The 26,471-nt window shown below is 55.7% G+C and carries 27 protein-coding genes; 14 read left to right on the top strand and 13 right to left on the bottom strand.

Going from position 1 to position 26,471, the window contains the following annotated elements:
• The first annotated feature begins 27 nt into the window (after positions 1-27).
• The 8 genes from rbfA (at position 28) to mtr (ending at position 8,643) form a co-directional block, all read left to right on the top strand.
• Positions 28-432: a 30S ribosome-binding factor RbfA gene (rbfA, locus tag ACMVME_RS16435; protein WP_014171783.1), complete on the top strand. Its 405-nt coding sequence runs from the start codon at positions 28-30 to the stop codon at positions 430-432.
• Positions 432-1,382, top strand: coding sequence for a tRNA pseudouridine(55) synthase TruB (truB, locus tag ACMVME_RS16430; protein WP_014171782.1), 951 nt, complete (start codon positions 432-434; stop codon positions 1,380-1,382). The genes rbfA and truB overlap by 1 nt, the downstream gene beginning before the upstream one ends.
• 155 nt (positions 1,383-1,537) lie before the next feature.
• Positions 1,538-1,807 carry a 30S ribosomal protein S15 gene (rpsO, locus tag ACMVME_RS16425; protein WP_013098914.1) on the top strand — a complete coding sequence of 90 codons (270 nt, stop codon included), beginning with the start codon at positions 1,538-1,540 and terminating at the stop codon, positions 1,805-1,807.
• Between the two features lie 242 nt (positions 1,808-2,049).
• On the top strand, positions 2,050-4,188 hold the full coding sequence (gene pnp, locus ACMVME_RS16420) for a polyribonucleotide nucleotidyltransferase (RefSeq protein ID WP_014171780.1): 2,139 nt from the start codon (positions 2,050-2,052) through the stop codon (positions 4,186-4,188).
• A gap of 110 nt (positions 4,189-4,298) precedes the next feature.
• On the top strand, positions 4,299-5,183 hold the full coding sequence (nlpI, locus tag ACMVME_RS16415; RefSeq protein ID WP_013098912.1) for a lipoprotein NlpI: 885 nt from the start codon (positions 4,299-4,301) through the stop codon (positions 5,181-5,183).
• A gap of 107 nt (positions 5,184-5,290) precedes the next feature.
• Positions 5,291-5,371: a protein YrbN gene (yrbN, locus tag ACMVME_RS16410; protein ID WP_100122156.1), complete on the top strand. Its 81-nt coding sequence runs from the start codon at positions 5,291-5,293 to the stop codon at positions 5,369-5,371.
• Positions 5,364-7,256, top strand: coding sequence for a DEAD/DEAH family ATP-dependent RNA helicase (locus ACMVME_RS16405; RefSeq protein WP_138614685.1), 1,893 nt, complete (start codon positions 5,364-5,366; stop codon positions 7,254-7,256). The genes yrbN and ACMVME_RS16405 overlap by 8 nt, the downstream gene beginning before the upstream one ends.
• A 142-nt stretch (positions 7,257-7,398) precedes the next feature.
• Entirely contained in the window at positions 7,399-8,643 is a 1,245-nt protein-coding gene (mtr, locus tag ACMVME_RS16400; protein WP_025202927.1) for a tryptophan permease, read from the top strand.
• Positions 8,644-8,688: 45 nt separating this feature from the next.
• On the opposite strand, the gene ACMVME_RS16395 is transcribed toward mtr, so the two are convergent.
• The 3 genes from ACMVME_RS16395 to ubiU all read right to left on the bottom strand — a co-directional run bounded on the left by ACMVME_RS16395 (position 8,689) and on the right by ubiU (position 11,667).
• On the bottom strand, positions 8,689-9,696 hold the full coding sequence (locus ACMVME_RS16395; protein WP_250369200.1) for a luciferase-like monooxygenase: 1,008 nt from the start codon (positions 9,694-9,696) through the stop codon (positions 8,689-8,691).
• Positions 9,697-9,785: 89 nt separating this feature from the next.
• On the bottom strand, positions 9,786-10,664 hold the full coding sequence (locus ACMVME_RS16390) for a U32 family peptidase (RefSeq protein ID WP_251858910.1): 879 nt from the start codon (positions 10,662-10,664) through the stop codon (positions 9,786-9,788).
• Between the two features lie 7 nt (positions 10,665-10,671).
• Positions 10,672-11,667: a ubiquinone anaerobic biosynthesis protein UbiU gene (ubiU, locus tag ACMVME_RS16385; RefSeq protein ID WP_047956158.1), complete on the bottom strand. Its 996-nt coding sequence runs from the start codon at positions 11,665-11,667 to the stop codon at positions 10,672-10,674.
• 211 nt (positions 11,668-11,878) lie between these two features.
• Between ubiU and ubiT the strand changes: the two genes are divergently transcribed.
• Both ubiT and ACMVME_RS16375 read left to right on the top strand, forming a co-directional pair.
• Positions 11,879-12,403 carry a ubiquinone anaerobic biosynthesis accessory factor UbiT gene (ubiT, locus tag ACMVME_RS16380; protein WP_032679042.1) on the top strand — a complete coding sequence of 175 codons (525 nt, stop codon included), beginning with the start codon at positions 11,879-11,881 and terminating at the stop codon, positions 12,401-12,403.
• Positions 12,397-12,900 carry a GNAT family N-acetyltransferase gene (locus ACMVME_RS16375; protein ID WP_020883545.1) on the top strand — a complete coding sequence of 168 codons (504 nt, stop codon included), beginning with the start codon at positions 12,397-12,399 and terminating at the stop codon, positions 12,898-12,900. The genes ubiT and ACMVME_RS16375 overlap by 7 nt, the downstream gene beginning before the upstream one ends.
• Here the strand turns inward: ACMVME_RS16375 and ACMVME_RS16370 are convergent.
• Complete coding sequence (locus tag ACMVME_RS16370) at positions 12,887-13,216, bottom strand: GIY-YIG nuclease family protein (RefSeq protein ID WP_014171769.1); 330 nt, start codon at positions 13,214-13,216, stop codon at positions 12,887-12,889. The genes ACMVME_RS16375 and ACMVME_RS16370 overlap by 14 nt on opposite strands.
• A gap of 14 nt (positions 13,217-13,230) precedes the next feature.
• Here ACMVME_RS16370 and ACMVME_RS16365 point away from each other — a divergent pair, with 14 nt between their 5' ends.
• Positions 13,231-13,665, top strand: a complete 435-nt coding sequence (locus tag ACMVME_RS16365) for a YhbP family protein (protein WP_020883546.1) — start codon at positions 13,231-13,233, stop codon at positions 13,663-13,665.
• Here the strand turns inward: ACMVME_RS16365 and ACMVME_RS16360 are convergent.
• Positions 13,645-14,163, bottom strand: a complete 519-nt coding sequence (locus tag ACMVME_RS16360) for a type 1 glutamine amidotransferase domain-containing protein (RefSeq protein WP_014171767.1) — start codon at positions 14,161-14,163, stop codon at positions 13,645-13,647. The two genes, ACMVME_RS16365 and ACMVME_RS16360, sit on opposite strands and share 21 nt — an antisense overlap.
• Positions 14,164-14,293: 130 nt before the next feature.
• Between ACMVME_RS16360 and ACMVME_RS16355 the strand changes: the two genes are divergently transcribed.
• Together ACMVME_RS16355 and ACMVME_RS16350 are read left to right on the top strand one after the other, a co-directional pair.
• The gene (locus ACMVME_RS16355) at positions 14,294-14,938 is read left to right on the top strand and encodes an NAD(P)H-binding protein (protein WP_020883547.1); all 645 of its coding nucleotides are present in this window, start codon (positions 14,294-14,296) and stop codon (positions 14,936-14,938) included.
• Between the two features lie 40 nt (positions 14,939-14,978).
• Positions 14,979-16,016, top strand: a complete 1,038-nt coding sequence (locus ACMVME_RS16350; RefSeq protein ID WP_251858911.1) for a permease — start codon at positions 14,979-14,981, stop codon at positions 16,014-16,016.
• 51 nt (positions 16,017-16,067) lie between these two features.
• Here the strand turns inward: ACMVME_RS16350 and dolP are convergent, their stop codons facing one another.
• Genes dolP through ACMVME_RS16330 form a run of 4 tightly spaced genes read right to left on the bottom strand, consistent with a single transcriptional unit; the run spans position 16,068 to position 19,855 of the window.
• Positions 16,068-16,643 (bottom strand): division/outer membrane stress-associated lipid-binding lipoprotein, encoded by a 576-nt coding sequence (dolP, locus tag ACMVME_RS16345; RefSeq protein ID WP_014171764.1) that lies wholly within the window; start codon positions 16,641-16,643, stop codon positions 16,068-16,070.
• 9 nt (positions 16,644-16,652) lie between these two features.
• Positions 16,653-17,243, bottom strand: coding sequence for a DnaA initiator-associating protein DiaA (diaA, locus tag ACMVME_RS16340; RefSeq protein WP_003861754.1), 591 nt, complete (start codon positions 17,241-17,243; stop codon positions 16,653-16,655).
• A 21-nt stretch (positions 17,244-17,264) separates the two neighbouring features.
• Positions 17,265-17,660, bottom strand: coding sequence for a YraN family protein (locus ACMVME_RS16335; RefSeq protein ID WP_251858912.1), 396 nt, complete (start codon positions 17,658-17,660; stop codon positions 17,265-17,267).
• Complete coding sequence (locus ACMVME_RS16330; protein ID WP_251858913.1) at positions 17,618-19,855, bottom strand: penicillin-binding protein activator; 2,238 nt, start codon at positions 19,853-19,855, stop codon at positions 17,618-17,620. The genes ACMVME_RS16335 and ACMVME_RS16330 overlap by 43 nt, the downstream gene beginning before the upstream one ends.
• Positions 19,856-19,917: 62 nt before the next feature.
• Here ACMVME_RS16330 and rsmI point away from each other — a divergent pair, with 62 nt between their 5' ends.
• Positions 19,918-20,778 carry a 16S rRNA (cytidine(1402)-2'-O)-methyltransferase gene (gene rsmI, locus ACMVME_RS16325; protein WP_014171761.1) on the top strand — a complete coding sequence of 287 codons (861 nt, stop codon included), beginning with the start codon at positions 19,918-19,920 and terminating at the stop codon, positions 20,776-20,778.
• A gap of 36 nt (positions 20,779-20,814) precedes the next feature.
• Here rsmI and ACMVME_RS16320 read toward each other — a convergent pair whose 3' ends face one another.
• The 4 genes from ACMVME_RS16320 to kbaY all read right to left on the bottom strand — a co-directional run bounded on the left by ACMVME_RS16320 (position 20,815) and on the right by kbaY (position 26,468).
• On the bottom strand, positions 20,815-22,704 hold the full coding sequence (locus ACMVME_RS16320) for an enterotoxin (RefSeq protein WP_251858914.1): 1,890 nt from the start codon (positions 22,702-22,704) through the stop codon (positions 20,815-20,817).
• Between the two features lie 16 nt (positions 22,705-22,720).
• A complete protein-coding gene (locus ACMVME_RS16315) occupies positions 22,721-23,893 on the bottom strand; it encodes a MalY/PatB family protein (RefSeq protein WP_251858915.1) in 1,173 nt (390 codons plus the stop codon).
• Positions 23,894-23,905: 12 nt separating this feature from the next.
• Positions 23,906-25,477, bottom strand: coding sequence for a maltose/glucose-specific PTS transporter subunit IIBC (malX, locus tag ACMVME_RS16310; RefSeq protein ID WP_251858916.1), 1,572 nt, complete (start codon positions 25,475-25,477; stop codon positions 23,906-23,908).
• A gap of 118 nt (positions 25,478-25,595) precedes the next feature.
• Entirely contained in the window at positions 25,596-26,468 is an 873-nt protein-coding gene (kbaY, locus tag ACMVME_RS16305) for a tagatose-bisphosphate aldolase subunit KbaY (protein ID WP_020883554.1), read from the bottom strand.
• Positions 26,469-26,471 lie beyond the last annotated feature (3 nt).

Here is a 26,471-nt window from a genome sequence, read left to right as displayed (position 1 = left end):
GCCCCTTTTTTGTCTGGAGAATTTATTATGGCGAAAGAATTTGGTCGCCCGCAGCGCGTAGCGCAAGAAATGCAGAAAGAGATCGCTCTCATCCTGCAACGTGAAATTAAAGATCCACGCGTGGGTGTGATGACCACCGTGTCCGGCGTGGAAATGTCCCGTGACCTGGCGTATGCCAAAGTGTTCGTGACTTTCCTGAACGATCAGGACGAAGCCGCGGTAAAAAACGGCATTAAAGCGCTGCAGGAAGCCTCTGGCTACATCCGCTCTCTGCTCGGCAAAGCGATGCGTCTGCGTATCGTGCCTGAGCTGACCTTCTTCTACGACAACTCTCTGGTCGAAGGTATGCGCATGTCGAACCTGGTGACCAGCGTGGTGAAACATGACGACGAACGTCGTGTTAACCCAACGGACGACAGCAAGGAGGACTAATGAGTCGTCCTCGTCGTCGCGGTCGCGACGTGCATGGTGTGCTGCTGCTGGACAAACCCCAGGGCGCTTCCAGCAACGACGTGCTGCAAAAAGTTAAGCGTATTTTTAACGCCAACCGTGCGGGCCACACGGGCGCGCTCGATCCGCTGGCGACCGGCATGCTGCCGATCTGCCTGGGGGAAGCGACAAAGTTTTCCCAGTACCTGCTGGACTCCGATAAGCGCTATCGGGTCATCGCCCGATTAGGCCAGCGCACGGACACCTCCGATGCCGATGGTCAGGTGGTAGAAGAGCGTCCGGTGACCTTCAGCGCGGAGCAACTTGATGCCGCGCTGGAAAGTTTCCGTGGCGACACGCTGCAGGTACCGTCAATGTATTCGGCGCTGAAGTACCAGGGTAAAAAACTGTACGAATATGCACGCCAGGGCATTGACGTTCCTCGTGAACCCCGTCCGATTACCGTGTACGAACTGCTCTTTATTCGTCACGAAGGCGATGAGCTGGAGCTGGAAGTTCACTGTTCGAAAGGCACCTATATTCGTACCATCATCGACGACCTGGGTGAAAAACTGGGCTGCGGTGCGCACGTGATTTACCTGCGTCGCCTGGCCGTGAGCACGTACCCGGTTGAGCGAATGGTCACCCTTGAACATCTGCGCGAGTTGGTTGAGCAGGCGGAAGCGCAGGAGATTGCGCCGGCCGATTTGCTCGATCCGCTGCTGATGCCAATGGACAGCCCGGCGGCCGATTTCCCGGTTGTTAATCTTCCTTTAACATCCTCCGTTTACTTTAAGAACGGAAACCCGGTTCGTACCACCAGTGCTCCTTCTGAAGGTCTGGTACGCGTGACCGAGGGGGATGAAGGTAAGTTTATCGGCATGGGTGAAATGGATGGCGAAGGGCGCGTCGCGCCGCGTCGCCTGGTCGTTGAGTATCCGGTTGAAGCCTGATAGCGATAACGGCTCGCCTTGCGATAAGCAGGGGAGACGAGTAGAATATCGCGGCTTAACGTTCGGCAAATTGTTTAACATATTGCGGGACGTATACTGGGATTGCTGAATTAGAGATCGGCATCCTTACATTCTTTATATTCTGGAGTTTGAAAATGTCTCTAAGCGTTGAAGCTAAAGCTAAAATCGTTTCTGAGTTTGGTCGTGGTACTAACGACAGCGGTTCTACCGAAGTTCAGGTTGCACTGCTGACTGCACAGATTAACCACCTGCAGGGTCACTTTGCAGAGCACAAAAAAGATCACCACAGCCGTCGTGGTCTGCTGCGTATGGTTTCTCAGCGTCGTAAACTGCTCGACTACCTGAAACGTAAAGATGTTGCACGTTACTCCGCGCTGATCGAGCGTCTGGGTCTGCGTCGCTAAGTCTTGCGAGTTTCAGAAAAGGGGGCCTGATGGCCCCTTTTTTCAACCAGACGGCAGCAATTCACTGGAAACTATTGTATTGTTGCTATAAATGATCTTCATTGCAGAGGTTCGCGCGGCTAATGAGAGGCTTCACCCATGGGGGTGTTGGTTGTCATTAGTCGCGAGGATGCGAAGAAGGTCGGGTTAAATCGTCAGCACACCGGTGGTGTGCTGTCATACATTTAAGAAAGGACAGAACTTTGCTGAATCCGATCGTTCGTAAATTCCAGTATGGTCAACACACCGTCACGCTGGAAACCGGCATGATGGCACGTCAGGCTACTGCTGCCGTTATGGTAAGCATGGATGACACTGCGGTATTCGTAACCGTAGTTGGCCAGAAAAAAGCAAAACCAGGTCAGGACTTCTTCCCACTGACCGTTAACTACCAGGAGCGTACCTACGCTGCCGGTAAAATTCCGGGTGGCTTCTTCCGTCGTGAAGGCCGTCCAAGCGAAGGCGAAACCCTGATTGCGCGTCTGATTGACCGCCCGGTTCGTCCGCTGTTCCCGGAAGGCTTCGTGAACGAAGTGCAGGTTATCGCGACCGTTGTTTCCGTTAACCCACAGGTTAACCCGGATATCGTTGCGATGATCGGTGCTTCCGCGGCCCTGTCACTGTCTGGTATTCCATTCAATGGCCCAATTGGTGCTGCACGCGTTGGTTACATCAACGACCAGTACGTGCTGAACCCAACGCAGGAAGAGCTGAAAGAAAGTAAGCTGGACCTGGTTGTTGCTGGTACTGAAGCGGCTGTGCTGATGGTTGAATCCGAAGCTGAACTGCTGAGCGAAGACCAGATGCTGGGCGCGGTGGTCTTTGGCCACGATCAGCAGCAGATCGTTATTCAGAACATCAACGATCTGGTTAAAGAAGCGGGCAAACCACGTTGGGACTGGCAGCCTGAAGCCGTCAACGACGCGCTGAATGCACGCGTTGCTGCGCTGGCTGAATCTCGTCTGAGCGATGCTTATCGCATCACCGACAAACAGGAGCGTTATGCTCAGGTTGACGTGATCAAAGACGAAACTATCGCAACGCTGATTGCTGAAGACGAAACGCTGGATGCTAACGAGCTGAGCGAAATTCTGCACGCTATCGAGAAAAACGTGGTTCGTAGCCGCGTCCTGGCGGGTGAGCCGCGTATCGATGGCCGCGAAAAAGACATGATCCGTGGCCTGGACGTGCGTACTGGCGTTCTGCCACGTACTCACGGTTCTGCACTGTTCACCCGTGGCGAAACGCAGGCGCTGGTTACCGCGACCCTGGGGACAGCACGTGACGCGCAGAACATCGACGAACTGATGGGCGAGCGTACTGACAGCTTCCTGTTCCACTACAACTTCCCTCCATACTCCGTAGGTGAAACCGGTATGGTGGGTTCGCCTAAGCGTCGTGAAATTGGTCACGGTCGTCTGGCGAAGCGTGGTGTGCTGGCAGTGATGCCGGATGCTGACAAATTCCCGTACACCGTTCGTGTGGTTTCTGAAATCACCGAATCTAACGGTTCTTCTTCCATGGCTTCCGTGTGTGGCGCATCTCTGGCGCTGATGGATGCAGGCGTGCCAATCAAAGCCGCCGTTGCGGGTATCGCAATGGGCCTGGTGAAAGAAGGCGAGAACTTTGTTGTTCTGTCTGACATTCTGGGCGACGAAGACCACCTGGGCGATATGGACTTCAAAGTTGCGGGTTCCCGCGACGGTATCTCTGCGCTGCAGATGGATATCAAAATTGAAGGCATCACCAAAGAGATCATGCAGGTTGCGCTGAACCAGGCTAAAGGTGCTCGTCTGCACATCCTGGGCGTGATGGAACAGGCGATCAACGCGCCACGTGGCGACATTTCTCAGTTCGCTCCGCGTATCCACACCATCAAGATCAATCCAGACAAGATCAAAGATGTTATCGGTAAGGGCGGTTCCGTTATCCGTGCTCTGACCGAAGAGACTGGCACCACTATCGAAATCGAAGATGACGGTACGGTGAAAATTGCAGCGACCGACGGCGAGAAAGCGAAATTCGCTATTCGTCGCATCGAAGAAATTACTGCAGAAATCGAAGTGGGCCGTATCTACAATGGTAAAGTGACCCGTATCGTTGACTTTGGCGCGTTCGTTGCCATCGGTGGCGGTAAAGAAGGTCTGGTTCACATCTCTCAAATCGCTGACAAGCGCGTTGAGAAAGTGACCGATTACCTGCAGATGGGTCAGGAAGTCCCGGTTAAAGTTCTGGAAGTTGACCGCCAGGGCCGTATCCGTCTGAGCATTAAAGAAGCAACCGAGCAGTCTCAGCCGGCTGCTGCGCCAGAAGCATCGGCAGCAGAACAGCAAGGCGAGTAAGTGTTGCATTTGCCCTCCGCTTCGGCGGAGGGCCTATTATCAGGCAGGACGCCTTGTTAAGCCGCCGGGGGACAGGACGTTCATCCAATAGTTGTCTTCGGGAGTGGGAAATGAAGCCTTTTTTGCGCTGGTGTTTCGTTGCGACAGCTTTAACGCTGGCAGGATGCAGCAACTCTGCCTGGCGTAAGAGCGAAGTCCTCGCAGTGCCATTGCAACCGACTTTGCAGCAGGAAGTGATTCTGGCACGCATGGAACAAATTCTTGCCAGTCGGGCTTTAACCGATGACGAACGCGCACAGCTTTTATATGAGCGCGGAGTGTTGTATGATAGTCTCGGTCTGAGGGCATTAGCGCGGAATGATTTCTCACAAGCGCTGGCAATCCGACCTGATATGCCTGAAGTATTCAATTACTTAGGCATTTATTTAACGCAGGCAGGCAATTTTGATGCTGCCTATGAAGCGTTTGATTCTGTACTTGAGCTTGATCCAACTTACAACTACGCGCACTTGAATCGCGGTATCGCCCTGTATTACGGCGGTCGTGATAAGTTAGCGCAAGATGATCTGCTGGCGTTTTATCAAGACGATCCTAATGATCCTTTCCGCAGTCTGTGGCTATACATCGTTGAGCAGAAGCTCGATGAGAAGCAGGCAAAAGAAGCACTGAAACAGCGCTTCGATAAATCGGACAAGGAACAGTGGGGATGGAACATTGTCGAGTTCTACCTGGGCAACATTAGCGAAGCAACGCTGATGGAACGCCTCAAGGCGGACGCAACGGATAACACCTCGCTCGCTGAGCATCTCAGTGAAACCAACTTCTATTTAGGTAAGTACTACCTAAGTCTGGGGGATAAGGACAGCGCTACGGCACTGTTCAAATTAGCGGTTGCTAACAACGTACACAACTTCGTTGAGCACCGTTATGCATTGTTGGAATTATCGCTCTTGGGCCAGGAGCAAGACGACCTGGCAGAATCGGACCAGCAATAGCTGACGACATAAACATCAGCCCGTAATCTTTTGATTGCCATCACCTTAACTGGTGAGGGCGTTGTTGTTCGTCAATACATCTACTTTGAGCCGGTTCACACTTTTCAATGAAAATTGCTAATCATTTTCACGATGAGCTAAGTAGACTGGCCGCCATTGACATTGAGGCACTCGTACTACATGGCTGAATTCGAAACCACTTTTGCAGATCTGGGCCTGAAGGCTCCTATCCTTGAAGCCCTTACCGATCTGGGTTACGAAAAACCATCTCCGATCCAGGCAGAATGTATCCCACATCTGTTGTCTGGTCGTGACGTGCTGGGCATGGCCCAGACTGGTAGCGGCAAAACCGCAGCGTTCTCGCTGCCGCTGCTGCACAACATCGATCCGGAACTGCGCGCACCGCAGATCCTCGTCCTGGCTCCAACCCGTGAACTGGCTGTTCAGGTTGCAGAAGCTATGACTGATTTCTCTAAACATATGCGCGGCGTAAACGTGGTGGCCCTTTACGGTGGCCAGCGTTATGACGTGCAGTTACGTGCCCTGCGCCAGGGTCCACAGATTGTTGTCGGTACGCCGGGCCGTCTGCTGGATCACCTGAAGCGCGGTACTCTTGACCTCTCTAAACTGAGCGGTCTGGTACTGGATGAAGCAGATGAAATGCTGCGTATGGGCTTCATCGAAGACGTAGAAACGATTATGGCGCAGATCCCGGAAGGTCATCAGACCGCTCTGTTCTCTGCAACCATGCCAGAAGCGATTCGTCGCATTACCCGCCGCTTCATGAAAGAGCCGCAGGAAGTGCGCATTCAGTCCAGCGTGACCACTCGCCCGGACATCAGCCAGAGCTACTGGTCTGTATACGGTATGCGTAAAAACGAAGCGCTGGTTCGTTTCCTGGAAGCGGAAGATTTTGATGCGGCGATTATCTTCGTTCGTACCAAAAACGCGACCCTGGAAGTGGCTGAAGCGCTGGAGCGTAGCGGCTACAACAGCGCAGCGCTGAACGGTGACATGAACCAGGCTCTGCGTGAGCAGACGCTGGAGCGCCTGAAAGACGGTCGTCTGGATATCCTGATTGCAACCGACGTGGCAGCACGTGGTCTGGACGTTGAGCGTATCAGCCTGGTTGTTAACTACGATATTCCAATGGACTCCGAATCCTACGTTCACCGTATCGGTCGTACCGGTCGTGCGGGTCGTGCAGGTCGTGCTCTGCTGTTCGTTGAGAACCGCGAGCGTCGTCTGCTGCGTAACATTGAACGCACCATGAAGCTGACCATTCCAGAAGCGGAACTGCCAAATGCAGAACTGCTGGGCAAACGCCGTCTGGAAAAATTCGCCGCGAAAGTCCAGCAGCAGCTGGAAAGCAGCGACCTGGACCAGTATCGTGCGCTGCTGGCACAGATTCAGCCTACCGCTGAAGGCGAAGAGCTGGATATGGAAACACTGGCCGCAGCACTGCTGAAAATGGCACAGGGCGAACGTACCCTGATCGTGCCACCAGATGCACCGATGCGTCCTAAGCGTGAGTTCCGTGACCGTGACGAGCGTTTCGAACGTCGTGGCGACCGTAACGATCGTGGTCCACGTGCTGACCGTCCAGAGCGCAGTGGCGAAGAGCGTCCACGTCGTGAGCGTCGTGACGCTGGCGAAATGGAACTGTACCGCATTGAAGTGGGCCGTGATGATGGTGTTGAAGTTCGTCATATCGTTGGCGCGATCGCTAACGAAGGCGACATCAGCAGCCGTTACATCGGTAACATCAAGCTGTTCGCATCTCACTCTACCATCGAGCTGCCAAAAGGCATGCCGGGCGAAGTACTGCAGCACTTTACTCGTACCCGCATCCTGAACAAGCCGATGAACATGCAGCTGATGGGCGATGCCCAGCCACGTACTGACCGTCGTGGCGGTGGTCGTGGTTTCGGTGGCGAACGTCGTGAAGGCGGTCGTAGCGAAGGCAACCGCGCTGGCGCAGGCGAAGGTCGTCGTTTCTCTGGCGAGCGTCGCGAAAGCCGTGGCCCACGTCGTGAAGAAGGTACCGCTCGTCGTCGTTTCGGTGACGCGTAAGACTTTCGTTTCTGACGTAAAGTAATCTATACAGCCCCGATAAACACTGTCGGGGCTTTTTTTATTCCTTTTGTACTCTTGTACTGGTACAGTGCTGCACATTAACATGCATAACCGCATTATTGACTGGAGAAAAGGCTGTATGGCGACACTTACCACCACCCAAACGTCACCTTCGCTGCTTGGCGGCGTGGTGATCATCGGCGGAACCATCATTGGTGCCGGGATGTTCTCCCTGCCTGTGGTTATGTCCGGTGCGTGGTTCTTCTGGTCGCTGGCGGCACTGGTGTTTACCTGGTTCTGTATGCTTCATTCCGGGCTGATGATCCTCGAAGCCAACCTGAACTACCGCATTGGCTCCAGCTTCGACACCATCACTAAAGACCTGTTAGGCAAAGGCTGGAACCTGATAAACGGCCTCTCCATTGCCTTTGTGCTCTACATCCTGACTTACGCGTACATCTCAGCGAGTGGCTCCATTCTGCATCACACATTCTCGGAGTTGTCGCTGAACGTGCCGGCAAGAGTGGCGGGCTTGTGCTTCGCGCTTGGCGTCGCGTTTATCGTCTGGATGAGCACCAAAGCGGTGAGCCGCATGACGGCGATTGTGTTGGGCGCGAAGGTGATCACCTTCTTCCTGACCTTCGGCAGCCTGCTTGGGCACGTTACGCCGGCCACGCTGTTCAACGTGGCGGAGACGAATACCGCTTACACGCCGTACCTGCTGATGACCCTGCCGTTCTGTCTCGCATCATTTGGTTACCACGGTAATGTGCCGAGCCTGATGAAGTATTACGGTAAAGATCCACGCACGATTGTGAAGTGCCTGATCTACGGCACGCTGCTGGCGCTGGCGCTGTACGTGATTTGGCTGCTGGGGACGATGGGCAATATCCCGCGTCCTGAATTTATCGGCATTGCGCAGAAGGGCGGTAACATTGATGTGCTGGTACAGGCGCTGAGCGGCGTACTGAACAGCCGCAGTCTGGATCTGCTGCTGGTGGTGTTCTCTAACTTTGCCGTCGCGAGCTCTTTCCTCGGCGTGACGCTGGGCCTGTTTGACTACCTGGCCGATCTGTTTGGTTTTGATGATTCTGCCATGGGGCGCTTTAAAACCGCGCTGCTGACTTTCCTGCCACCGATTGTTGGCGGTCTGCTGTGGCCGAATGGTTTCCTCTATGCCATCGGCTATGCCGGGCTGGCGGCGACCATCTGGGCGGCGATTGTGCCTGCGCTGCTGGCACGCAAATCACGTAAACGCTTCGGCAGCCCGAAATTCCGCGTCTGGGGTGGAAAGCCGATGATTGCGCTGATTCTGGTGTTCGGTATTGGCAACGCGCTGGTGCATGTCCTGTCGAGTTTTAACCTGCTGCCGGTGTATCAGTAACACCACCTGTCACCCTCTCCCGACGGGAGAGGGGAACAAACCGCGCTAACCTGACACTTCCTCTTTCACCTGCATCGCCAGGTCAAACGAATGCAAGCGTGCCTGATGATCGAAAATCTGGCCGTTAACCATAATTTCATCCGCCTGCGTCTCACGCAGCACCGCCTCCAGCCCGTGACGCACTTTTGCCTTATCCCCCACCAGCGACATGCTCAGCGCCTGCTGAACGCCATACTGTTCGGATGCCGACCACAGCTGATGCATATTCTCCACCGGCGGCGGCAGCTGGCCGGTCTCACCGCGACGCAGCTTCACAAAAGCCTGTTGCATGGAGGTGAACAGGAATTCCGCATCGCGATTGCTGTCGGCGGCAACGATGTTGATGCACACCATCGCATACGGTTTTTCCAGACGCTCTGAAGGTTTGAAGTTTGTGCGATAGAGGTGAAGCGCCTGGTGGAGCATATCAGGCGCGAAGTGTGAGGCAAAGGCGAACGGCAGCCCCAGCTGCGCGGCAAGCTGCGCGCTGTACAGGCTTGAGCCCAGCAGCCACACCGGGATATTCTCACCGTAGCCTGGCACCGGGCGCACGTGCGGGTTAGGGTCACGCGCGTCAAACCAGTCCACCAGTTCAGCCACATCGCGCGGGAAGTTATCGATGTCGCCGCTCATATGGCGACGCAGGGCGCGCATGGTCGGCTGGTCGCTGCCCGGCGCACGGCCAAGACCCAGGTCGATACGGCCAGGATAGAGGGTATTCAGCGTACCAAACTGCTCGGCAATCACCAGCGGGGCGTGGTTCGGCAGCATCACGCCACCGGAGCCAAGGTGCAGCGTGGTGGTGTTCGCCGCCAGGTAACCAATCAGCACGGAGGTCGCCGCACTGGCGATACCAACCATATTGTGGTGCTCAGCCAGCCAGTAACGGTGATAACCGCGTTTTTCTGCCAGGCGAGCGAGATCGAGAGAGTGGGTAAAGGCTTCTCGTGCTGAGGACCCTTGAGGGATCGGCGCCAGATCCAGCACCGAAAACGGAATGGTTTTATCAGTCATAACAGCTCACTTTGTCGACGGTGAATCTTTTAATAGTGCATTAAAATTTAATAACCGTTGTTAACAAAGTGAGCTTTTACATTTCTTCTTCAGCCCTGTAACACCAACCCGGGGAGGCGTTTCCAGTAGCCGTTACAGTCGCTGTTAGCGGTTAACGGCAGCGGAGCATCACCGTTTTCATTGGCGCGGAAGGCATCCAGCATGGCGAATACGCCCGTATCCACCGGTGACAGGCGCACCATGTCGACCAGACCGTTCATCGACGCCAGTTCATTGCCGAGGTTATACACATAGCCGCTCATGGTCTGGATACCGTTCAGGACGAACACCTGCTGATTTTCCTGCGACAGCATGCTGCGCCCGTTCGGGTACTTGATGCAGCAGGTTTCACACTCGTCTTTCGGACGGTCTTCAGAGCGGGCGGTGAAACAGCGGGCAGAATAGGCCAGCGGCAGATGACCATAGCTCAGCACTTCCACCTCAAACTGATTGCGAATACCCAGTGTTTCGCACTGGTTGAGCAGGTTAGCCAGCCAGTCGCGCGAGAGTTCGACCGGCATGCACCAGCGCGTCATCCCCTGTTTAAGCAGCAGGCGCAGCGTCACGGCGTTATAGCAGTTCAGCGCATGGCCTGCGACAAACGGCAGCCTGCGTTCGGCGCACATGTTCACTACGCCCAGATCGCTGGCTTCCAGCAGGAATTCACCGTTCTCTACGTAGCGTTTGAGTTCACCCAGTTCGGAGGAGGCCTGGACGAGGGCGAGCGTTGAGAGCACCACCTGTTTACCGCTTCCGGCGAGGCTTTTCGCCATATCCAGCCAGCCGCCCACTTTGGTGGCGCGGCGCTTGCTGCATACCGCTTCCCCGAGGTAAATCACATCTGCGCTGCTGGTCGCGGCCTGGTGGTAAAAATCTTCCAGCGTCTCTTTTGGCCAGTAGTAGAGCACCGGCCCTAATGAATATTTCATGATTATCTCACTGCCATTTACGGTGATACGCGCCAAGCGTGGTTTGTGTACCCTCGGACATCGCACCGAGTGTCTCCATCCACGCCGGTTGCGGTGCGTAGTTCTGCGGGTCTGCCATGCAGCGATCGATAGCCTGGCGCCAGACTTTCGCCACCTGGCTTACGTACGCCGGGCTGCGCTGGCGGCCCTCAATTTTCACCGAGGCGATATTGGCGGCCAGCAGTTCTGGCAGCAGTTCCAGCGTATTAAGGCTGGTTGGCTCTTCCAGCGCGTGGTAACGCTCGCCGTCTACCAGATAGCGGCCTTTGCACAGCGTCGGGTAACCGGCATTTTCGCCATCCTGATAGCGGTCAATCAGCACGTCGTTCAGGCGCGATTCCAGCCCCTGCGGCGTCTGTTGCCAGCGAACAAAGCGGGCGGGTGAGCAGGCCCCAACGGTATTGGGGGACTCGCCGGTTAAATAGGAAGAGAGATAGCAACGGCCTTCGGCCATGATACACAGGCTGCCAAAGGCAAAAACTTCCAGTGGTACTGGCGTGACGCGCGCGAGTTGCTTAACCTGATGAATAGAGAGCACGCGTGGCAGCACCACGCGGGCAACATCAAAGTGACGATGATAAAAACGCACCGCCTCTTCGTTAGTGGCAGATGCCTGAACGGAGACGTGACGCTCAATATGGGGATAGCGTTCTGCCGCATACTCAAGCATAGCGAGGTCGGCGAGGATCAGCGCATCGGCGCCCAGCTGTGCTGCCATATCCACCGCGCGTTGCCAGCGGACGTAGCCATCAGGATGGGCGAAGGTATTGATGGCGATATGCAGTTTGCGGCGGTGCTGGTGGACGAAGGTAACGGCTTCCTGAAGCTTTTTCTCCGTAAAGTTGAGGCCAGCAAAATGGCGGGCGTTGGTATCATCTTTCAGCCCGATATAGACCGCATCGGCCCCATTTTCGATGGCCGCCTTAAGCGCCGGAAGATTTCCGGCTGGGCAGAGCAGCTCCATAATTTATCCTGATGTAGTCGATCGCAAATTTGTTAACGAGCTGGGATTTTAATTAACCCATACGCGACAATTTTTGATTTAAGGCAGCTAATGGCGTATTGATGGCACCAATAATGAGGTACACCTGACGACAGTTTGTTGATTTACGCCGCTATGTTGTGCTTCGGATATGGCAAAATAGCAGGACTATAGCTATCAGGGAGTAAAGCTCGTGCTGGATAAACTGCGTTCACGTCTCGTACAATTTGGTCCATCAATGCTGAGCGTGCCGGTAAAACTGGCCCCGTTCGCGCTTAAACGCCAGGTGCTGGAGCAGGTGCTGAGCTGGCAATTCCGCCAGGCACTGCAGGACGGTGAGCTGGCGTTCCTGGAAGGGCGCTGGTTAAGCATTGACGTCCACGATATCGGGCTGCGCTGGTTTACCTCTGTTGAGAATGACCAACTGATCGTCCGTGAGTCCGCCGAGGCGGATGTGAGCTTTAGCGCCAGCGCCAGCGATCTGCTGATGATCGCCGCGCGTAAGCAGGATCCGGACACACTCTTCTTCCAGCGCCGCCTGGTTATCGAAGGCGATACGGAACTTGGTCTGTACGTGAAGAATTTAATGGATGCCATTGAGCTGGAGCAGATGCCGAAAGCGCTGCGTGTGATGTTGATGCAAATGGCAGATTTCGTTGAGGCGGGGCTGAAAACCCCGCCGGAAAGTAAACACACTTCAGTAGGTGAGCCATGCTGATTCGAGTCGAAATTGGGATTGATGCACCGGGTATCGATGCGTTGTTACGCCGCTCTTTTGCGCGGGATGACGAAGCGCAACTGGTCCACGATCTCCGCGAAGACGGCCTGATTACGCTGGGGCTGGTTGCCACCGATGACGAAGGTCAGGTGGTGGGCTACGTTGCCTTCAGCCCGGTTACCGTTCAGGGCGAAGAGCTACAGTGGGTAGGAATGGCACCGCTAGCGGTTGATGAACACTACCGCGGCCAGGGGCTGGCGCGCCAGCTGGTTTACGAAGGGCTGGACTCGCTCAACGAATTTGGCTATGCCGCCGTGGTGACGTTGGGGGATGCTACGTTCTATGGCCGTTTAGGCTTTGAACCGGCAGCGCATTACGATCTCCGCTGCCGCTGGCCGGGAACGGAATCCGCCTTCCAGGTGCACCGTCTGGCGGATGACGCGCTTAACGGTGTGAACGGTCTGGTTGAGTACCACGACCATTTCAATCGCTTTTAATCAGGCTCTCGCGAAGCGCCTCAAAGGAGCCGTCTCCGGTGACGAGGCGCTCTTTCTGACGCTTCGTCAGTTGCTTAATGCGGTATTCCATTCTGAGCGCCAGCGATCTGTCGCCAACGGGCGCTGAAAAGGCGAGCTGTAATTCCCCTTTCCCCCGCAGCGCTTTGGCACCTTTCCCCGTTTGATGTTGCAGAAAACGCCGCGCCACATCGGTAGTGATCCCGGTGTACAGGGCGTTATCGGCGGTACGAACAAGATAGAGAAACCAGCACACGGTAAACAGATTCAGTATGTTAAGGTGAACGCACCTTAGCATGAGAGAGAGCGAAAATGGAAACTCTGACCACCATTAACCGCTGGCTGGCAAAACAGCATGTCGTCACCTGGTGCGTGTATGACGAAGGTGAAATGTGGTGTGCAAACGCGTTTTATTACTACGATCCAGAGCGCGTCGCCTTTTATGTCCTGAGCGAGGATAAAACCCGTCATGCGCAAATGTCGGGTCCGCAGGCGAAGGTGGCGGGCACGGTGAACGGCCAGCCTAAAACGGTCGCGCTGATTCGTGGCCTGCAGTTTAAAGGGGAGATCCGCCGCCTGGACGGAGAAGAGAGCGACGCGCAGCGAAAACGCTACACGCGCCGCTTTCCGGTTGCCATTGCGCTAAAAGCTCCGGTGTGGGAAATCCGCCTTGATGAGCTGAAATTTACCGACAACACCCTGGGCTTTGGCACAAAGCTTCACTGGCTACGCGCCGAGCAGGCGTAGCGCTTCACGGTTAAACGCGGGCAGATCGTCCGGGGTCCTGCTGGTGATCAGCTGGTCTTTGTCGTTCACAACCTCCTGATCGTAAAACTCAGCCCCTGCATTTTTCAGATCGATAACGATCGGTTTCACGGCCGTGAGTTTACGCCCGCGCACGACATCTGCGCTGATGAGCAGCTGCGGACCGTGGCAGATGGCAAAGACCGGTTTGCCCGTCGAGACAAAGTCTCGCGTGAAGGTCACGAACCGTTCATCCCCACGCAGGGAATCCGGTGAATGACCGCCGGGTAACAGCAGGGCATCGAAATCTGACGGGCTGACGTTATCGATGGTTTCATCGATGGTCACGCTGGCTTCGCCCTTATGGCCTTTCACCGTTTTACCCGCCTCTTTCTCAATGGTGATGACCTCATGTCCTGCCTTGCGAAATGCCTCGGCTGGCGAGGTGAATTCTGAATCTTCAAACTCGTCGGTGATCAAGACTGCGATTTTCTTGCCCATGCTTCCTCCGTTGTTTTGGCTTCAGACAGATTTTTCTCCGCTTGTGGTAAATACTTACCTGTAACAGACTTCTAAGTGTGGTCGACGACGCTGAGTTCGCAAACGGACAATTCTGTAAAGGGGAGATGAGATGAGTCAGGTACTGATTACCGGCGCGACCGGGCTGGTGGGCGGACATCTGCTGCGGCTGCTGCTTCAGGAGCATCGGGTTAACTATATTGCCGCCCCGACGCGTCGGCCTCTCGCGGATATCTCCGGCGTCTTTAACCCCCACGACCCGCAGCTTACCGATGCACTGGCGCAGGTACAGGATCCTGTTGATATCGCCTTTTGCTGCCTCGGTACAACGCTGCGTGAAGCGGGCAGTAAAGAGGCCTTTGTGCATGCGGACTACACGCTGGTGGTCGATACGGCGCTGACGGCTAAAAAGCTGGGGGCAACACATTTTGTGGTAATCAGTTCGCTCGGTGCCAATGCCGGGTCACCTTTTTTCTACAACAAGGTGAAGGGCAAAATGGAAGAGGCGCTGATTGCCCAGAAGTGGGAGCAACTGACCATTGTTCGCCCCTCCATGCTGCTCGGGCATCGGGATGAACGCCGTTTTAACGAATCGTTTTTCGCGCCTCTGTTCCGCATCCTGCCGGGTAACTGGAAATCCATTGAGGCAGCGGACGTGGCGCGTGCGATGCTAAAAGAAGGGCTCTCGCCATCGCAGGAGGGCGTGAATATCATCCCGTCGGCAAAACTGCGTGAAATCGCACAGGGCGAGGCGTAAACTCCCCCGGCTAATAACCTACTACTCTCCGGGGAATGCTATGACTGGTCAGTCTTCATCTCAGGCGGCTTCACCTGTTCAATGGTGGAAGCCCGCGCTCTTCTTTCTCGTGGTCATCATCGGCCTCTGGTATGTGAAATGGCAGCCGTACTACGGTAAAGCCTTCACGGCCGCCGAAACGCACAGTATCGGAAAATCTATTCTCGCTCAGGCTGATTCCAGCCCGCTTCAGGCGGCGTGGGATTACGCCATGATCTATTTCCTTGCCGTCTGGAAAGCCGCGGTACTGGGCGTCCTGCTGGGCTCGCTGATTCAGGTGCTTATCCCGCGTCACTGGCTGGTGAAAACCCTCGGTCAGCCCCGCTTTCAGGGTACGCTGCTGGGGACGTTTTTCTCCCTGCCGGGCATGATGTGCTCGTGCTGTGCAGCGCCTGTGGCCGCCGGGATGCGTCGTCAGCGCGTCTCGATGGGCGGTGCGCTTGCTTTCTGGATGGGGAACCCGTTGTTAAACCCGGCGACGCTGGTGTTTATGGGCTTTGTGCTGGGCTGGCATTTCGCCTTTATTCGTCTGGTGGCCGGGCTGCTGACGGTGCTGGTCGTGGCGACCCTGGTGCAACATCTGGTGAAAGACAAAACCGTAGCGCCTGCGCCAGTTGACGTGGATATCAGCGAACCGCAGGGCGGCTTCTTCGCGCGCTGGGGCAGGGCGCTGTGGCAACTTTTCTGGAGCACCATCCCGGTCTATATCCTGGCGGTTCTGGTGCTGGGCGCGGCGCGCGTCTGGCTGTTCCCGCATGCGGACGGGGCTATCGACAACACGCTGCTGTGGGTCGTTGCAATGGCCGTTGCCGGTTGCCTGTTCGTGATCCCAACGGCCGCTGAAATTCCCATTGTTCAGACCATGATGCTGGCCGGGATGGGCACCGCGCCTGCACTGGCGCTGCTGATTACCCTGCCTGCAATCAGCCTGCCGTCGCTTGTCATGTTGCGTAAGTCCTTCCCGGCGAAAGCGCTGTGGCTGACCGCGGGGCTGGTGGCGCTGAGCGGAGTGATGGTAGGAAGTATTGCACTGGTATAAAAAAAGCCCGGTAGCGTTACCGCTTACCGGGCTTTCTGTCAGACGTTCTGGTTACTTGATGTAGGTGAAGGCGGTGGTGACGTGTTTCACGCCGCTCACCCGGCTGGCGATATCGGCCGCCGCTTTTCCTTCACGGTCGGTGACCAGACCCAGCAGGAACACTTCGCCGTTTTCCGTTGTCACTTTCACGTTTGAGGATTTCACCTGGTCCGAGCCCAGCAGCTGGGAGCGTACTTTGGTGGTGATCCAGGTATCAGACGACGCGGTACCCAGGCTGATTGGCTGCCCCTGACGGATTTCATTGAAGACTTCCGTGGTGCCCTCAACGCCCATTGCGATCTGTTTTGCGCGGCTGGAGAGTTCGGTATTCGGCGACTGGCCCGTCAGCAACACTTTGCCCTGATAGGCCGTGACGTTGATACGCGCTTCTTTCTTGATTTGTTCGTCTTTCGACAGCGCACTGTTGACGCGCAGCTCCAGCGTACCGTCATCGACCTGTGTCCCTACGGAACGCGGGTCGGTTGCCGCTTTAGTACCAACCGCGGCGGTACCCACGACAGCCGCAGCGATACATCCCTGAAGCAGTAATGCAGACATAAGGACTGCGAGGGTCGATAAAGCCTTCATAAGAACTCCTTAATCATCCTGGTGAGGGAAAAGCGTGTTATCGATCAAATCGCATAAGCAGTTCACCGTGAGCATATGCATCTCCTGAATGCGCGCGCTACGGTGAGAGGGAATGCGGATTTCCACATCCTGCGGCCCAAGCAAACCCGCCAGCTCACCACCGTCATAGCCTGTTAAGGCAACGATAGTCATGTCGCGGGTGACGGCGGCTTCAACGGCTTTGACAATGTCCCGGCTGTTGCCGCGCGTGGAGATTGCCAGCAGAACATCTCCGGCATGACCCAGGGCTCGCACCTGCTTTGCGTAAATCTCATCATGCAGACGATCGTTAGCAATCGCTGTTAAGACCACATTATCGGTATTAAGTGCAATGGCGGGTAAACTCGGTCGTTCTGTTTCAAAACGATTGATCATGCTGGCAGCAAAATGCTGTGCGTTGGCGGCTGAAGTGCCATTGCCACAACAGAGGATTTTGTTGCCGTTGAGCAGGGATTGCACCAGCGTCATGGCGGCACGAGAGATAGCGTCCGGAAGGGCTTCCGCCGCTGCAATCTGAGTCTGGATGCTTTCAGTGAAGCACACTTTAATTCTTTCGAGCACGTTATCCCTTTTAAATCTTAATTATGCGTCTTCGCCAAAAGCGTTTTTCAGCCATTCGATCGCATTGCCGGTGAAGGCTACCACATCGAACCGGCAATCCACAGTATCAAAACTCCCATTATGGCGGGCAAGCCACAAGTGGGCAGTCTGTAATAATTTATGTTGTTTGGCGAGCGTCACGCTGGCGGCAGCGCCGCCAAAACGGGAAGACTGTCGGTAGCGAACTTCTACAAACACGATAACCTCACCGTCTTTCATGATGAGGTCGATTTCGCCGCCACGTCCGCGAACGTTAGCGGCGATAAAGTGCAGTCCTTTGCCTTCAAGCCAGCGACGCGCTTTTAATTCCCACGCGTCACCGGTCTCTTTACGGCTTAACTGGCCGGGACGATTTGCCCCTGCTGGTAATTGAGCCATGATAACTTCCTGTTAATCACACAATCCTGAGTGGCCGTCAGATCGCCGGTATTGCCGTTAAGCTCAAAGCCCGGCACCTGACGCATCTGGGTAAAGTGGTTCGCCAGCGCCCAGGCATCGACACCCATGGCATACAGACGTGCCAGAGAGTAGTCGTTGCGGACGGTGCTCAGCGCCTGCTGCATCAGTGCCGGGTTGCTGCCTGCGAGCATGGGAATCTCGCTGTACTGCAGGCCGTCCATCTCCAGACGGAAATCCGGGCCGGCGGTACCTTGCGCGCTGCGTGAACTGGCGTACAGCGTTGCGCCGCTCTGGCTACCGTTACGCATTGCAATCATCGGTTTGATGAAGGCGATTTCCTGCGGGGTGGCAACGATATACGCTGCATCCACTTTACCGCCACCGCTGATCTGCGCGTCGGTGGGTGGCGCAGGGATCGACAGACCGCCAATGGTCACACTCTGCTGCTGCGGCAGGCTTGCGCTGACCGGGCTGCCGTTGAGGGCAATGCCCGCTCCGCCATTGACGCCCGCGCGCAGTTCAGACGCGGAGCCGAATTTCTGCTGCAGCACAATACCGCCGCCCAACTTCTGCCACTCATCGGCAAAAGCATTAGCAACGCGATCCCCCAGCGTACTGCGTGGGATGAGCAACAGCGGAGCCTGTTTACCCTGCTCGTGAATATGACGCGCCGCATCGCGGGCTTCATCTTCCGGCGACAGCGCGAAGTAGCAAATATTGGCACGGTTCTGAACCTGCTCTGGCTGGTTGAGTGCCAGCACGTTCAGCGTGGTATTGCTCTTCATCAACTCTTCGACATTGTTTTTCAGCAGCGGGCCGACAACGATGCTCGCACCATCCTGTTGAACCTGCGCCAGTACCTGGTCAAGTGGCTTCGAACTGGTGTCGTAGATTTTCAGCTCAGCACCCGGGTTCGCGCTGGTGGTGGCCACCGACGGTGTTTGCGCGACAGGTTGTGCCGTTTGTTCTGCGGGCGGTGCAGGCTGAACGTTCTGCGGTTGAGGTTGTTCAGACGCGGTGTCAGTCGCCGGGGCTGCTTGAGTTTCAGCCGGCGCCGGCGTGGCGGGCGGTGCAGGCTGAACGTTCTGCGGTTGAGGTTGTTCAGACGCGGCGTCAGTCGCCGGAGCTGCTTGAGTTTCAGCCGGCGCTGGCGTTGCCGTCGTAGGGGCCGTTACCGGGTTCTGCATCGTTCCCTGTGCCGGCGTCTGCGCGGTGGTCAGGTCACTGGTTTCAGCGGCGGAAGGGCTGACCACGTCGTTCACGTTTGCCGCCTGTGCTGCCTGGGTCGGTACTGCGCTGCCCGTCACTGGCGTCGTGCCGTTTTTCGCGGCTTCAAAACCCTGCTGAATAGTGCGACCGAATACCGCCGCCTGACCGTTTAAGGGCAGAAGGAGTGCAATCTTGCTGGTCGAGGCCGGCTTAAAGTTCTGCACGTTTACCAGCTGCGTCGGCAGCATTTTCGCGCCCGGATTCTGCGGGTAGCGGGTCTGCCAGTCAGTGATACCGGCTTTCAGCATCTTCGGATCGTTGCGGTTGTTAAACCACATCTGCTGCAGATCCAGCCAGCCCTGCAGGACGTTTTCATCTGCATTGATCACCAGTGCACGCGCCTGCTCCTGCGTCATAGAGGCCAGCGCCTGCCACGTGGCATCGATATTTTTCTGCTTATCAGCCCCGCCGAGCAGAGGCTCCTGGGCGATCAGCGCACGGAGCAGCGTCAGGGAAGGGCGGCCCTGTTCAGCGGTAATGCCCGCCTGCCAGAAGCGAGCCTGCTGATTTTTGTCCAGCGCGCTCACGTCGATATCCCCGAGGATCTTTTTCGCGGCATCGTAATCTTTCAGCGCGACTTTCAGCTCGGCAGAGAGCAGGCTCTGCTCACGACGCTGAACATCATTCAGATCTTTTGGCAACTGGTTGAACAATTCGGCAGCCTGCTGGGTTTTCCCCTCTTTCAGCAGTGCACGAATGGCGAGTAATTGCCAGTTGGTCTTGGTATCATTTGAACTCTGCGACATTTGTTGCAGATAAAAGCCAGAGTCAGCCTGAGCAGAACCCTGCAAATGGGCGGTGCTCTGGTCGGGTGCCTGGGTGCCACAGCCTGCAAAGATCAGGGCTGCCAGCAGGAGCGGCACGCTGCGCGTGGCTTTTTTTCGAAGAAACGTTAACGGTACCATACTGTATCCAGTGATTTTTTTTACGCAATGCTCAATATTAAATCGGCAATACGGACGAAACAATGAAACAACACGAAACGGCAGATAATTCTCAAGGCCAGCTCTATATTGTACCTACTCCTATCGGGAATTTATCTGATATTACCCAACGTGCGCTTACCGTATTGCAGGCTGTTGATTTAATTGCCGCTGAAGATACCCGACACACAGGCTTACTGCTCCAGCACTTCGCCATTAGCGCGCGTTTGTTCGCGTTACACGATCACAATGAGCAACAAAAAGCCGAAACGCTGGTGGCGAAGCTGAAAGAGGGGCAGAACATTGCCCTGGTCTCCGATGCGGGTACGCCGCTGATTAACGACCCCGGCTACCATCTGGTGCGTACCTGCCGTGAAGCCGGGATCCGCGTGGTGCCGTTGCCTGGCCCATGTGCGGCTATCGCGGCGCTGAGCGCTGCGGGTCTGCCTTCCGACCGCTTCTGCTATGAAGGTTTCCTGCCTGCCAAATCCAAAGGCCGCCGCGACGTGTTAAAAGCGCTGGAAGCTGAACCGCGCACCCTGATTTTCTACGAATCTACGCATCGCCTGCTGGAAAGCCTGGAAGATATGGTGACCGTCTGGGGGGAAGCCCGCTACGTGGTGCTGGCACGCGAGCTGACCAAAACCTGGGAAACCATTCACGGCGCACCGGTAGGAGAGCTGCTGGCGTGGGTGAAGGAAGACGAAAACCGCCGCAAGGGCGAGATGGTGCTGATTGTCGAAGGACATAAGGCGCAGGAGGACGCATTGCCTGCCGATGCGCTTCGTACACTTGCGCTGTTGCAGGCTGAACTGCCGCTCAAGAAAGCGGCTGCGCTGGCGGCAGAGATCCACGGCGTGAAGAAAAACGCACTGTATAAGTATGCGCTGGAGCAGCAGGGGTAATATATCGGCCCGGCAATCACGCCGGGCCAGTTTATTTTACTTCGCGGGAATGGCCTCGTACACCAGCGTTTCCAGCGGCTGCAGCGTAATCACCACGGCCTTTTGATACTCTCCTGGTGCGCTTGTGTTACTGCCGTACACGGCGTTCAGACTGAACTGCGCCATGCCCCCTGTTGGGATTTCAAAGTCTTTTGCCAAATCCAGATAATAGCTTTGCGGCTTATCTGACGGGTTTCGCAAGCCCAGAATGGCTTTGTCTTTGCTCCAGGAGGCCCAGCCGTAAACCTCAAGCGCCGTCGGGTCACCACCGATCCAATGCGTATCCACCAGCACGCTGGCGTTATTTCGCGCCCATTTTGCTGCCTGCGCCAGGGTGTCCCATTTCACCTTATTCAGCATTGATGGCGTGATATATAACTCCTGCAGTTGCGTCCCTGTGGCGAAGTAGCTCCAGACCTGATCGGCAAAATCGCTGTCCGTTTGCACCTTCTCCAGTCCGTAATAGGCATTTTCCGCGCTAACTATCCCGTGGTACATCAGCGAGTTCAGCGGGAACAGTGGGCCTTTACGCACAATAGAGCGGTATGTTTCAGCATCGCGGTAGGTCATCCACTGCTGTACCGGCGTGCCGGGGCCGTAAAGGTTGATGTCATCCCCCTGACGCCAGATGGAGTCGGCATAGAACAGCCAGGACGGGCTGGCGTCGGTACCGGTCGTCAGGTTGATAAACAGATTGGGGTTTGCGCTGCGCATGTTATGCAGCAGGGCGATAGACGCATCAAAATCGGACGCGAACTGGCTACCAGTAATATGTGAGTTGGCGTTGCCCATCCCGTCGAGCTTAAACGAGGTGATATGTTCGTTTTTAATCAGCTTGATGATCTGCTCATTGAAGTTTTTGAAGTAGCGCGGGCCCGAGAGAGCCAGCTTTCCGTCTACCGTTTCAAAGCCGTACTCTTTGGCGTGGGAGACGCGAATATCGCGCGGCTTATTATAACCTCCCCACGGTGAGAGCCACAGCCCGACGGAGCTGTGCAGACTGTCCGCTTTTTCCCTGACCTTACCAAAGCCGTGGCTGAAGGCCGGGCCAAACAGCCAGCGTCCGGTACGATCGTCCCAGCCATCGTCCAGCAGGAACGCATCCAGCGCCACGCCGCGTCCGGTGAAAAATTCTTTATTCCACTCATCCATCCGCCCCAGCACATCCTGTTCGGTGTAGGGGTTAAAGAAGCCGATATCCATCCAGCTGTTATAGTGCAGATAGGGTTTGTACGCCCGTGGACGCACGGCGTCGATAAACTGGTTTACGCTACGGCGCAGCTGGCTGGTTTCTGGGAACGTACCAAAGTAGGTGGTAAAGCTGACCGGCGCGTCAGGCTGAACCGGCGTTTTCAGCTCCACGTTCAGATTGGTCGTCGCTTCATAGGCATACGTATTCACGATTGGCTTATCCGGCAGGATAAAGAACGAATCAGCAATAATGGGCGAGCTGTTGATGGCGCCATCAACGTACGGCGCCTGAGACTGCTTTTTCGTCGGGAAGAAGGTGATTTTCGCCACCTCTCGCGGCTGGCCGACGGCCGCAATGGTGTAATCAATACTGGCATATTTTCCCTTCACCAGATTCAGCTTCACCGTCACGTTAAAATCCGGACGGGTGAAATCAATGACAATCGCGTTGTCCTGTTTTTCTACATGCTTAATTGTAAAGTCTGCGGTATGAATTTTGGTCTCATCCGGCAGGGTCAGAAAGAACAGCTCCTGCGGCGTGAGCGGATGGTTAGCCGTTTTGTCTTTCACTACCACCGTTGAACTGGCGTCATCAAACGAGAGGGCAATGGAGTCGTTATCGAGCGCGTATTGGGCTGCCGCCGCGCCATGAGAAACACACAAGGCAAGCATCGAGAGTGTGAGCACTTTTTTCATCAGGGTAAGATCCTTATTAGTAATGCTTCAGCATTCGGGTGATGGACTGCTCCAGCCAGAAGCGCTGGGTGCCGAAATTAATGCGCAGGTAGTGTTCGCCGTTTTGGACGTAGTGGCTGCCATCTTCGAGGACGACGCCAGCCTGATGGGCGAAATGTCGGGTCAATTCAGTGGCGCTACGTTCATCTGCGCTGACGTCAACCCAGGCCAGATACGATGATTCCGGGTTCATCATTTTCCAGGCCGGGAAGTGGGTCTGGATGGCCTCTGCCAGATAGCCAGCGTTACGGCGCAGATAACCGTTCAGCGCGTCGAGCCACGGCAAACCATGCTGGTAGGCAAGAATAATTCCCCATATCCCGAATATATTGGGTGAGGTGATGGCGTTCTTCTCAAGCTGGTGGCGAAAGCGCTGGCGCAGGGTGGCATCCGGAATGATGGCGTAGGAGGTTTTCAGCCCGCCAAGGTTGAACGCTTTATTCGGGGAGGTCAGCAGGATCAGATTGTCCTGTGCCGCGCAGCCGGATGCCAGACAGCTGACGAAATGACCGTCCAGAATATGTTCGGCGTGGACCTCATCAACCACCAGAAGGGTGCCGTAGCGTTGACAGAGGTCTGAAACCTGGCGTATCTCATCGGCGTGCCAGATCCTGCCGGAAGGGTTATGCGGCGAGCAGAAGAACCACAGTTTTGGACGGTACGTTCTGAGCTGTTCTTCCACCAGATTAAAATCAAGCTGGTAGCGATTTTCCCTCACGCACAGCGGGTCTGCCAGTATCGCTACCCCCTGACGCTGGGCGGCCATGGCAAACGGATCGTACACCGGTGTGTTCATCATCACCGCGTCGCCAGGTTTACAAAACGCCTGAACCGTATAATGCAGCGTGGAGACGGTACCGTACGTCAGCGTGATCCACGATTTATCGACGTCAACCTGATGTCGTTCGCGCTGGAAGGCGATAACCGCATCGTAAAATTCGTCAAAGCACCAGGTGTAGCCGAAGGTGCCATGCTCCACGATGCGCTGGAAACCTTCTGTCACGGCAGGTGGGGAGGTGAAATCCATATCGGCAATCCACAGCGGGATAAAGCCTTCAGGCACATCACCAAAGCGCGAGCGGACAAAGGCGTGATCCCATTTTCGACACCGGTCGCTTTTACGCTCAATGATTTCGTCAAAATTAAACACCACAACCCCCTGTTAAATTAAGGCTTCAATGCCGGTTTTTACGCTTTGCACCTGCGGGCCTATGATCACCTGGACGCTGTGCGCATCCAGCACCACAACCGACAATGCACCGGCCTCTTTTAACGCCTGCTGGTCGATGAGACTCATGTCTTTCACCACCAGACGCAGCCGGGTAATGCAATTATCAAGCGACTCGATGTTCTCTTTACCGCCGAGCGCATGCAGGATAAGCCCATGATCGTATTTCGATTTTCCGCGTGCCCGGGTATTGGCCCCGACGGCCTGCTGTGCACCCTGGGTGTCCACTTCACGGCCCGGCGTTTTAATATCGTGTTTGAGGATGTACCAGCGGAAGACGAAGAAGTAGAGGGCAAACCAGGCAATGCCTACCGGGAATACCAGATACCATTTGGTCGACATCCCTTGCATGACCCCGAAGATAAGCAGGTCCAGAATGCCGCCGTCGGTGTTGCCGATGGTCACCCCCAGCAGAGCCATGACCATCAGGGCCAGGCCCGACATCACAATATGGAAGGCGTAAAGGGCAGGAGCGATAAACAGGAACAGGAATTCAATTGGCTCGGAGATCCCGGTGACGACGGAGACCAGCACGCCGGAGAGCAGCAGGCCTTTAATCACCGGGCGGTTTTCCGGGCGGGCCGTGCGATAGATGGCGTATGCCACCGCCGGTAAGCCGAAGATAAAGGTCGGCATAAAGCCCTGCGACAGGAACGCGGTAACGTGCGGGCTGAACGGCAGACCCGCTTTCAGTTCGGCGTAGAAAATGTTCAGCGCCCCGGCGACTTCATGACCATTGACCATTTCAATACCGCCCGCGGGCGTAAAGCGCACCATCGCCAGCAAAATATGGTGCAGGCCAAAGGGTTTGAGCAGTAGTACCCCCACGCCGTAGAGGAACGGGCCGAACACGCTGGTGCTCTGGATAATATGGCCAATCCCGGTAATGCCCAGCGCAACGTACTCCCACAGCAGGGGAATAAACAGCCCCACCAGTGAGAGGGTGAGGGCGGTGATAATCGGCACAAAACGAATGCCGCTAAAGAAGGCGAACGCGTCATGTAAAACGGTGTCCTGAAAACGCTCGTGCAGGAAAAAGGTAATGACCCCAACCACGATACCGCCCAGCACACCCATCTCCAGGGTTTGAATGCCCAGCACCATCGATTGCCCGACTTGTCTCATGGAGGCGGCATCGGCAAGCTGGTGGGTCGCAATCAGGTAATAATTGATGCTCATGTTCATCAGCATATAGCCAACAAACCCGGCAAAAGCGCCCACTGCTTTGTTGCGTCTGGCCAGCCCCATTGGGATCGCCATGGCAAACATGAGGGGAAGATAGGTAAAGGCGAAGCCGCCAACCATGGCAATAAAGCCAAAGGTGAGCTGAGTTAATTCGCCGCCCAGAAAGGGGAAACTTTTGAGGGTGGAGGGGCTGGTAACAGAACTACCGATACCCAGCAATAACCCCATAAAGGCCAGAAGGGAGACCGGGAACATAAAGGTCTTTCCCAGGCTCTGAAAAAACTCCCACGCTTTCGATTTAAACGACTTTTCCTGTGTCATGTAGGGACTCCTCGGAATTATTTATCGTAATGGAAGGCGCTGTCTGGCTTAAGGACGCGCCTTCATATTTGCGAGGCTTATAGTTATTTTTGAGATACTGATGTTCTATGCGATGAGATCAGGCTTCCGCCGTGAGCAGCAATCGGTTCGCCGAGCCGCACACGGTGATTTTGCTTCTGACCACGTCTTTCATGGCATCCATGCCAACCCGCATGTAGAAACGCGGATCGTTGCCCTGCGGGTTCTCAGCAAACCAGGCCTTAACGGCGCCAGAGAACGCAATTTTTAGCTCGGTTGCCACGTTCACTTTGCAGACGCCCAGCTCTATGGTGCGGCGAACATCGTCATCCGGCACATCACTCGCCCCGTGCAGCACCAGCGGTACGCTCACCACGTCGCGGATTTCAGCCAGCCGCCGGAAGTCGATTTTTGGCCGTTTGGTATAAAGACCGTGAGCGGTTCCGATGGCCACGGCCAGGCTGTCGACGCCGGTCAATGCAACGAAGCGTTTCGCTTCCTGCGGGTCGGTCAGAAACGCGCTTTCAGCGTCCACGCTCATGTCATCTTCCACGCCGCCCAGGCGGCCCAGTTCGGCTTCAACGCTGCAATCGTTGAGGTGGCAGAAGTCGACCACTGATTTCACCAGCTTTACGTTTTGCTCAAACGGATAGTGGCTGCCGTCGATCATCGCGCTGCGCACACCCGCGTTAACTTTGCGACGAATGTCGTCGAGCGATTCGTGATGATCGAGGTGCAGCGCCAGCGGCATGTCGTAAGTGGTGGAGTACGCGCTGCACAGGGCGTAGATCTCTTCCAGGGCAATGTGCTTAAAGGTGCCCGGCGTGCCCGCGAGGATCACCGGCGATCGCATTTCACTACACACTTCGAGGATCGCCTGGATCGTCTCCGCGTTATGGATATTGAACGCCGGTACGGCGTAGCCTTTCGCCTGGGCGTCCAGCAGAAGATATTTTGTCGAAATAATACTCATGAT

The organism is Enterobacter cloacae complex sp. 2024EL-00711, from assembly GCF_047529885.1.
Lineage (GTDB): Bacteria > Pseudomonadota > Gammaproteobacteria > Enterobacterales > Enterobacteriaceae > Enterobacter > Enterobacter ludwigii.
Note: the sequence above shows the minus strand (reverse complement) of the source record. Positions and strands in the feature narration are given on the sequence as shown.

Bases quoted from the DNA above. Each gene is read 5' to 3' on its own strand.
- rbfA (WP_014171783.1), top strand. From the start codon at position 28: ATGGCGAAAGAATTTGGTCGCCCGCAGCGCGTAGCGCAAGAAATGCAG.
- truB (WP_014171782.1), top strand. From the start codon at position 432: ATGAGTCGTCCTCGTCGTCGCGGTCGCGACGTGCATGGTGTGCTGCTG.
- rpsO (WP_013098914.1), top strand. From the start codon at position 1,538: ATGTCTCTAAGCGTTGAAGCTAAAGCTAAAATCGTTTCTGAGTTTGGT.
- nlpI (WP_013098912.1), top strand. From the start codon at position 4,299: ATGAAGCCTTTTTTGCGCTGGTGTTTCGTTGCGACAGCTTTAACGCTG.
- yrbN (WP_100122156.1), top strand. From the start codon at position 5,291: ATGAAAATTGCTAATCATTTTCACGATGAGCTAAGTAGACTGGCCGCC.
- ACMVME_RS16405 (WP_138614685.1), top strand. From the start codon at position 5,364: ATGGCTGAATTCGAAACCACTTTTGCAGATCTGGGCCTGAAGGCTCCT.
- mtr (WP_025202927.1), top strand. From the start codon at position 7,399: ATGGCGACACTTACCACCACCCAAACGTCACCTTCGCTGCTTGGCGGC.
- ACMVME_RS16395 (WP_250369200.1), bottom strand. From the start codon at position 9,696: ATGACTGATAAAACCATTCCGTTTTCGGTGCTGGATCTGGCGCCGATC.
- ACMVME_RS16390 (WP_251858910.1), bottom strand. From the start codon at position 10,664: ATGAAATATTCATTAGGGCCGGTGCTCTACTACTGGCCAAAAGAGACG.
- ubiU (WP_047956158.1), bottom strand. From the start codon at position 11,667: ATGGAGCTGCTCTGCCCAGCCGGAAATCTTCCGGCGCTTAAGGCGGCC.
- ACMVME_RS16375 (WP_020883545.1), top strand. From the start codon at position 12,397: ATGCTGATTCGAGTCGAAATTGGGATTGATGCACCGGGTATCGATGCG.
- ACMVME_RS16370 (WP_014171769.1), bottom strand. From the start codon at position 13,216: ATGCTAAGGTGCGTTCACCTTAACATACTGAATCTGTTTACCGTGTGC.
- ACMVME_RS16365 (WP_020883546.1), top strand. From the start codon at position 13,231: ATGGAAACTCTGACCACCATTAACCGCTGGCTGGCAAAACAGCATGTC.
- ACMVME_RS16360 (WP_014171767.1), bottom strand. From the start codon at position 14,163: ATGGGCAAGAAAATCGCAGTCTTGATCACCGACGAGTTTGAAGATTCA.
- ACMVME_RS16355 (WP_020883547.1), top strand. From the start codon at position 14,294: ATGAGTCAGGTACTGATTACCGGCGCGACCGGGCTGGTGGGCGGACAT.
- ACMVME_RS16350 (WP_251858911.1), top strand. From the start codon at position 14,979: ATGACTGGTCAGTCTTCATCTCAGGCGGCTTCACCTGTTCAATGGTGG.
- dolP (WP_014171764.1), bottom strand. From the start codon at position 16,643: ATGAAGGCTTTATCGACCCTCGCAGTCCTTATGTCTGCATTACTGCTT.
- ACMVME_RS16335 (WP_251858912.1), bottom strand. From the start codon at position 17,660: ATGGCTCAATTACCAGCAGGGGCAAATCGTCCCGGCCAGTTAAGCCGT.
- ACMVME_RS16330 (WP_251858913.1), bottom strand. From the start codon at position 19,855: ATGGTACCGTTAACGTTTCTTCGAAAAAAAGCCACGCGCAGCGTGCCG.
- rsmI (WP_014171761.1), top strand. From the start codon at position 19,918: ATGAAACAACACGAAACGGCAGATAATTCTCAAGGCCAGCTCTATATT.
- ACMVME_RS16320 (WP_251858914.1), bottom strand. From the start codon at position 22,704: ATGAAAAAAGTGCTCACACTCTCGATGCTTGCCTTGTGTGTTTCTCAT.
- malX (WP_251858916.1), bottom strand. From the start codon at position 25,477: ATGACACAGGAAAAGTCGTTTAAATCGAAAGCGTGGGAGTTTTTTCAG.
- kbaY (WP_020883554.1), bottom strand. From the start codon at position 26,468: ATGAGTATTATTTCGACAAAATATCTTCTGCTGGACGCCCAGGCGAAA.